This window comes from Litorivivens sp., assembly GCF_041625495.1.
GTDB lineage: Bacteria > Pseudomonadota > Gammaproteobacteria > Pseudomonadales > Spongiibacteraceae > Litorivivens.
Genome location: NZ_JBFJTH010000182.1, coordinates 1 through 6977, shown reverse-complemented (window position 1 = coordinate 6977; position 6977 = coordinate 1). Strand labels below are relative to the sequence as shown.

The following is a 6977-nucleotide window of genomic DNA, read 5'->3' as shown; positions in this document are numbered from 1 at the left end:
GGACTTCGGTTTTCAGGGCGTGATGGATCGTTTCGACCAGATTCAACCCAAGGTACTGTTTGCTGTAGACGGCTATTTTTACAACGGCAAAACCATCAACACACTGGATCGGGTTAAATCAATCGCCGACGCCATCGGTTCCGTCGAGTCGGTAATTGTCACTTCGGTAACCTGCGCGCGTACTGATCTGACCAGCATTGTAAAAGCCATACATTTTTCAGATGCACTGAACCCGGCAGCGGCACCACTGCACTTTGCCGCACTGCCCTTCGATCACCCGCTGTACATAATGTACTCTTCCGGTACCACCGGCACGCCCAAATGCATTGTCCACTCTGCTGGTGGCACGCTATTGCAGCATCTGAAAGAGCACCAACTGCACACGGATATCGGTCCAGACGATGTGTTGTTCTACTTCACCACCTGTGGCTGGATGATGTGGAACTGGCTGGTTAGTGGGTTGGCCAGCGAATGTACGTTAGTCCTGTTCGACGGTTCTCCATTTGCCAAACGCGGCCGGCTGTTGCTGGACGCCATCGACCGGGAAGGCATCACCGTATTTGGCACTAGCGCTAAATTTATCGCCGCATTGGAAAAGGCGGGGCATAAACCCAGCCAGGATTACCAACTGGCATCGCTGAAAACCATCCTTTCGACCGGTTCTCCCCTGAGCCATGAAAGCTTTGACTACGTATACCGCGATTTCAAACAAGACGTATGCCTATCATCCATCAGTGGTGGCACCGATATCATTTCCTGCTTTGTTCTCGGCAACCCGACCCTGCCTGTCTACAAAGGTCAGATCCAGTGCATTGGCCTGGGCATGGCAGTGGAAATTTGGAATGACGACAGCCAGCCAGTGACTGGCGAAAAAGGCGAGCTGGTCTGCACCCGGCCGTTCCCTTGCTGTCCGATCGGGTTCTGGAACGATGAAGACGGCTCGCGTTTTCACAAGGCCTATTTCGCTCAATTCACCAACATCTGGGCCCACGGCGACTATGGCGAAATCACGCCTCAGCATGGCATGGTTATTCATGGTCGCAGCGACGCGGTATTGAATCCCGGCGGTGTACGCATTGGCACGGCAGAGATCTATCGTCAGGTAGAAAAGGTTGATGCCGTGCTGGATAGCATTGTCATCGGCCAGAGCTGGGAAGATGACGTCCGCGTTGTGCTCTTTGTGGTCTTGCGAGAGGGCATCTCGCTGGACGAAGAGCTGGTACAAACCATTAAAGCCACCATCCGCCAGAATACTACCCCACGGCACGTACCGGCCAAGGTGCTGCAGGTGGCTGATATTCCGCGCACGATAAGTGGCAAAATCGTGGAGCTGGCCGTGCGAAATGTGGTTCACGGCGAACCAGTGAAGAACACCGATGCACTGGCAAATCCCGAAGCACTGGAACATTTCCGGGGGCGCCCGGAACTTACCCACTAGGTCACTGCCCGGCACAGACGGGCAGGTAGGCTGACATTCCACTCTAATGCCACACCCAGCAGTTGCGCTTGCGCCTGCCGGTGATAAGCTCAGTGCAAAGCGATAATAATCGGTGGTCTTATGTGGCGTTTCCTTTTTGCTCTGTTGTTAACCAGTATCGTGCTATCGGCCTGTAAATCCGATTCAGGCTCCACAGCCCTGCCCCCGCCCAATGCAAATATCCCGAATCAGGGTGACAACAATGGGCAGCAGAAAGACGAGGATGACCAAGAACATGAGGGTGAAGAGGAAGACATCACACCGACTGACCCTATTCTTGCGAAATTGCCCTCAGGCGTCCCCGACGCCGCTAAACGCGCGCTAGACCCAAGACCCATTCCCGATATCGGCATCTGGCCTTTCGCCGATGGAATAAACCAGACATCCGGCACGGGCCGCTACGTAGGTGGGGCCTACTATTGGACCGATTTTATCTACGATGCCTACGGAGCCTTCGCTGGCCCGCCACCCCCGCACAACGTGCAAACACCGAACGCTGGCAGCCTGACTTATCCACGCGTAGCACTGGACGCCGCTAATTTCCCAGGACCTGACATGAGCCAAGCGGACTACGATGCCAGCAAAGATCCTTTTCAGGGCAATGGCGCGGATATTTTTGCGCTGGCGGTTGGCAAAACGGCTACTCACACGTACTGGCGGGTAGATTGGGTGACGCTTGCCGATACCACTGCACCCATCATTGCTTTTGCACTGGACATAGACAACGACAGCAGTACCGGAACCGCTGGCCAATTCTCTCAGGGCTGGGGGGTGATTCCCAATATTCGCACGGCTGGTGTTGACCAGTTGATACTCATATCGAGCGAGGGTGTTTATCTCAGTGACGGCTCCACGAGCCGGCGCATTGGCGACACGGTGATCGATGAAGGCAGCAACACCTTTGTTGGCCAAGTACCGAATAGTGAACTTTCCCTACCCACTGACTCTTTTACGGTCTACGCCCTGGCCGGGCTACACAATGGCGCGGGCGGCTTCTTTACCGACATGAGCCGACTTGGCGGTACACCGTTTACACCACCGGTGTACAACCTGGGTTTTCGAGATTACGCCGATGAACCTCTGGCGAATAATTTCTGGATGAGCAACAGTCAGGCGCAAGCCCTTGCCCAAGGCGATATCAGCGAGTTTGCCCTGGAGCTGAACCCGCAAAAACTGGGTGACAATGAAACCGAAGCCCCCCGCCACGGATTTTCCGTGCGCTGGTATGTTTCTTCCCTGGGCCCGGAGCAGTTCGGACGCGGCGGTATATACACCGGGCAGGACGCCACCATTCACCAGACCGCACAGAGCAGCGACGACATCACGTTGTATGCCGGATACTACGACAAGCTTCAGCCCTATTCACTATGGGTTCCGGACGGCTACGACCACGCTCAGCCTGTTGCGGAAAAAATGACTCTTGTGCTGCACAGTTTTACGCAGAATCATATGCAGTACGCCGCCACCATGCCCAACTTTCTGCGCGAAACCTGTAACGATCTGCGCCAGTCTTTCTGCCTGACGGTACTCGGTCGCGGTGTCAGCGGCTTCTATGAATTTGCCTCTGGCGTCGATCTCTGGGAAGCCTGGCGTCACGTCGCCAGTCATTACGAACTAGACCCCACTCGCACTTTTACCTCTGGCTTTTCCATGGGGGCACTCGGCTCTCAGCGTCTGATGATCAAGTATCCCGATGTGTTTGCAGCAGGCGTGATTCTCGCCGGCGCTCAATCAGACGAGCCCGGCATTGCCGATCAGAATGGGAATGTACCGGGCTGCTTTGGCGAAATACAACTGGAAAACCTGAAATGGAATGGTTACTACCACGCCGCAGGTAGCTTGGACCAACTGATCCCCATCACACAACAACGCGATACCGCCAATCGTATGCGCGATTTAGGCTACCGCTATACTTTCGATCACTATCTTGCCGAAGATCACGTAGCCTGGGTACTCAAAGATGGCCAGTACCCGGCCTTTGCCGCAGCCACTGACTGGCTAATCGGTACTAGCGACCGCGGCGATAGTGCACCTACACACAACGCCAGCACGCCGGGAGAAATCATCTACCGTTTTACCGGAAATGACCAACATCCGAAATTCGGTCTCGGTGCAGACGGCGCCTGGTGGATCAGTGGCCTGACAGTGGCTGACCCTGAGGCTCCGGTTCAGGGCTATTCACCCAGCCCCAGCCAGAGTGGTCTCGACTGCACCTTCAGCAACACCTTCAGTGGCCAGACCATCCCTCCACGCGCCGCTCGCGTGCATGCAATCTCAGGCGCACTGCCTTATCCAACAATAAGTGGCCTGATCAGTCCTGCCGCCGTGCCCGACGGCAGCAATCCCCAGTTTCGACCGGATCAGAACACCAGTGCACGTATTCAGCAAACCGGACCGCACACCCATGAGTTTCAAGCCTGGCAGTTGGGCGAGACACCCGCAGCCAACGGTTTGATGTCGCTCACCCTGCAGAATGTGGCTACGGCGATTATCGATATGGCCGATGCCGGATTGGCAACGCACAAGGACTGGGAGATAAAGGTCAGCAGTGATACCGCCGCCACGATTACCCTGACCCAACTGATGCCGGGAACGCTGGTAGAAGTAGAGGGCGTTAGGCAGGCCGTGGACAAAGGCAGCGCAACGATCGACATTGTGGCGGGCGACAGCACTATACGGCGAACACCTTAAGCGCCGCGAGAGTCACACTGACCTCAAAACGCTCGGATTTACAAACCAAAACCTGCTTTCAGTCGTCGATAAGAATCAGTTTTCCCGTGGCGGGGTCGCGATAGACCCGGCCCAGTGATTCATAGCCCTCCCCGCCTTGCAGCTGCCGCTGCACACCAGGCGGCACGCTGGGTAATTCCCGGCCGAGTTCCAGTTCGAGAGTGTCAGGCTTGGTCGCAAAATGACGCTGCAGGTCAGGACTCAAGGCCACCAGTGCCGCGATCAAGCCACAGGCAAATACCAGAACGATATCCACCAGGTTGGCCAGCGGCCCCAAGGGGTCTTCGTCGTGGTCGAGAAAGGCGGAGCGGCGCCACTTATCCATGTGGTTTATCTCCGCGCAGCACCAGCGACTCCAGTGCCGCGTCATACCAACGGCGACGCAAACGTCCGAGTACAAAGCCAATCATACCGGCGAGCAGCCCGACCACCGTGGTATCAAAGGCTGCGATCATGGCCGTGGTAAGAATCGCGAAATCGCCCTCACCCAGCGCTGACAGTCCGGGCCCGAGCGGGATCAGGGTTCCCATCAGACCAAGCATGGGCGACAGGCGGGTAATAAAATCTGCCCGCTCGATGCGGCGCTTGCCTGCGCGCATGAGCACCTTGCGCCCCTGCTGTTTGAGGCGACGAATTCCCCCGGCCTTTTCGCCAATCGCCAGCCCGCATTCGTACAGCGCCAAAGCCAGGAAAATCAGTAGCGCCCAGACAACAGGTTCCAGCAGCAGCGTCGTAATCTGATGGAGCAAATAAAAGGTGGTTCCTGAAAACATGGCTTTCCCTCTATTCAGATATTAGTCAGCGCGTACGCCGTCCGCGCCAGAACCCGGCACCGAGCAATGTAAGAATGGCGAACGGAATTGCCCATAGCGCGTGCGGTATCCCGGTCGCGTCGCCGTCGGCCGCTGATTGCGTAGGAGCTTCTGGCGCGCTCAGTTCTGCAATACGCGCTGCCCCCTCGCGCGCTTCAACAGCGTCGATCCGACTGGCATCGAGAACCTGTTGCAGCGCAGTAGCCTGATCGTCAGGTAGCAGGGCTTTTACCCGCTCGAACACCGGATGGTTGGGGTGCGTATGGCCACTGCCGGGCAAACCGCTGCTGAGAATATTGGCGGTCAGCTGGGCGGCCAGTTGCCGCTGGGTTGCCTCGTCTGCCTGCCAATAGCCCTTATCAATTGCGACCAGCATGATCGCCAACATATTGGTCTGCACTGGCTGGTTGTGGCCTTCACTGAGGAAGTCGTCGAGGCCGAGGTTATGGCTGTCGTCCATGTAGACCGCTTTAACCGCTTTCCACACCGGATCGCGAATAATATCCGGGCTGGTAACCTGCCATCCCCAGAGGTATTCAAAAAACTCGCTGCCCATCGTGCGCGCGCCGGCATAGCCTTCGTCGACCAACGGCTCAATCCACTGGGGGTTCAGAAAGCGGCCCCGCAATTCCGTCAACAAGGCGGTTTCCAGCGATTCGATAGTCGCCTGTTCCGGTCTCGAGTGATTGATCACCGCGCTGCTTGGCCGCCGCCCGCTGACATTTTCTACGGCGAGATTGAGTCCGCCCAGATAATCGAAGGCGTCATTATTATCCATCAGACCGTAGAGGTTGCTGGCACGTCCTAGCCAGGTTTGGGAAATCCCCGCCAGTTGCTGCCGATACAGGGCCTGAGCCGATTCGCCCGCCAGATCCGCCCCGTAGACATGCCCCATCCGCTTTATGAACACGTCGCTCAATTGCGAGGCATCTTGCCAGGCCGACGAGCGCTCCGCCAAACGGTTAATCCCCGCGCCGTAGGCACCGGGCGCAATACCGAACACCCTTAAGCTGGCCTGACGTCCCAGCGCATTCGGGTCACCGTCGGGCGTATTGCGTAATAGCTGTCGCGCCTCTTCTACCCAGTTAGCCGCTACCTGGTTGAACGCCAGATCGTCCCGTCCGCCGCGTCGCTCACTGTCCAGCGGCGCCAGAGCAGCCTCAAGCAACGGGCTCAGCAGCGGATAACTGTCCACAATCAGATCGGCGCTGGCATCCAGAGCCATCAGCGTGGCCTTGTCGAGCAATACCAGATGCTCGCCGTAAAGGTCGCGAAACAGGCCTGAGGTATTGAACACCACATCCAGCCGTCGAGGTTGGTATTCTCCCAGTGGAATACGCTCCAGTGACTTGAGAATGCCACGGCTGTTCCATACCGGCTTGACACCCAGCAGTCGCAGGCCAAATGCAATCATCGCCCCTTCATCCCGCACCGTGTCCGACGCCCACAAAATAACGCCCTGCTTGTTGCTCCCACCGGTGGCGGACTGGTCGAGCTGTTGCTGATGATCGCCAAGCGCCTGCACCGCCAGCTCACTGCCGACGGCATAGCCCACCCGCGTCGGCAGCAGGCTGCCATCCAGGGCGTAGAAATTGCGTCCGGTGGGCAGGGCTTCCGGCGTGCGAATGGGATCGTTGCCCTTGCCGGGCAAGACATAGCGACCGTTCAGGGCGTTGAGCAATGCTTGCATCTCCGCAGCCGGCGAGCGCGCCAGATCAATGCGCCATTGCTGTCGCGTTTTTTGATCAAGCACCTGCTCACCGACCATGGAGGTAAGCATGGTGTCCAGCGCTGACTCCGACCAGGCGCGACCAAAAACATGCAGCCCCAGCGGCATAAAGTCTTCCTGAATATTGGTGAGATAGTGGCCCACCTCATGCAGCAGAAATTCCTCATCAATGTCATCAAAGCCGACACCGCGTACTGTGAGCTCTTCATCCATGCTGGCAATCAGTTCG

At 57.2% G+C, this 6977-nt stretch carries 5 protein-coding genes; 2 read left to right on the top strand and 3 right to left on the bottom strand.

Going from position 1 to position 6977, the window contains the following annotated elements; all coding sequences use genetic code 11:
• A partial coding sequence (locus ABYP39_RS16135) for an acetoacetate--CoA ligase (RefSeq protein ID WP_372783561.1) occupies positions 1–1438 on the top strand: 1438 nt, incomplete at its 5' end.
• Between the two features lie 120 nt (positions 1439–1558).
• Positions 1559–4168: a hypothetical protein gene (locus tag ABYP39_RS16130; RefSeq protein WP_372783559.1), complete on the top strand. Its 2610-nt coding sequence runs from the start codon at positions 1559–1561 to the stop codon at positions 4166–4168.
• 58 nt (positions 4169–4226) lie between these two features.
• On the opposite strand, the gene ABYP39_RS16125 is transcribed toward ABYP39_RS16130, so the two are convergent.
• The 3 genes from ABYP39_RS16125 to ABYP39_RS16115 all read right to left on the bottom strand — a co-directional run.
• Positions 4227–4532, bottom strand: coding sequence for a DUF2149 domain-containing protein (locus ABYP39_RS16125; RefSeq protein WP_372747895.1), 306 nt, complete (start codon positions 4530–4532; stop codon positions 4227–4229).
• Entirely contained in the window at positions 4525–4980 is a 456-nt protein-coding gene (locus ABYP39_RS16120) for a MotA/TolQ/ExbB proton channel family protein (protein ID WP_372783557.1), read from the bottom strand. Before ABYP39_RS16120 ends, ABYP39_RS16125 begins: the two co-directional genes overlap by 8 nt.
• Before the next feature lie 25 nt (positions 4981–5005).
• The coding region (locus tag ABYP39_RS16115; RefSeq protein ID WP_372783555.1) for a cobaltochelatase subunit CobN at positions 5006–6977 on the bottom strand (1972 nt) is incomplete at its 5' end.

Bases quoted from the DNA above. Each gene is read 5' to 3' on its own strand.
- ABYP39_RS16130 (WP_372783559.1), top strand. From the start codon at position 1,559: ATGTGGCGTTTCCTTTTTGCTCTGTTGTTAACCAGTATCGTGCTATCG.
- ABYP39_RS16125 (WP_372747895.1), bottom strand. From the start codon at position 4,532: ATGGATAAGTGGCGCCGCTCCGCCTTTCTCGACCACGACGAAGACCCC.
- ABYP39_RS16120 (WP_372783557.1), bottom strand. From the start codon at position 4,980: ATGTTTTCAGGAACCACCTTTTATTTGCTCCATCAGATTACGACGCTG.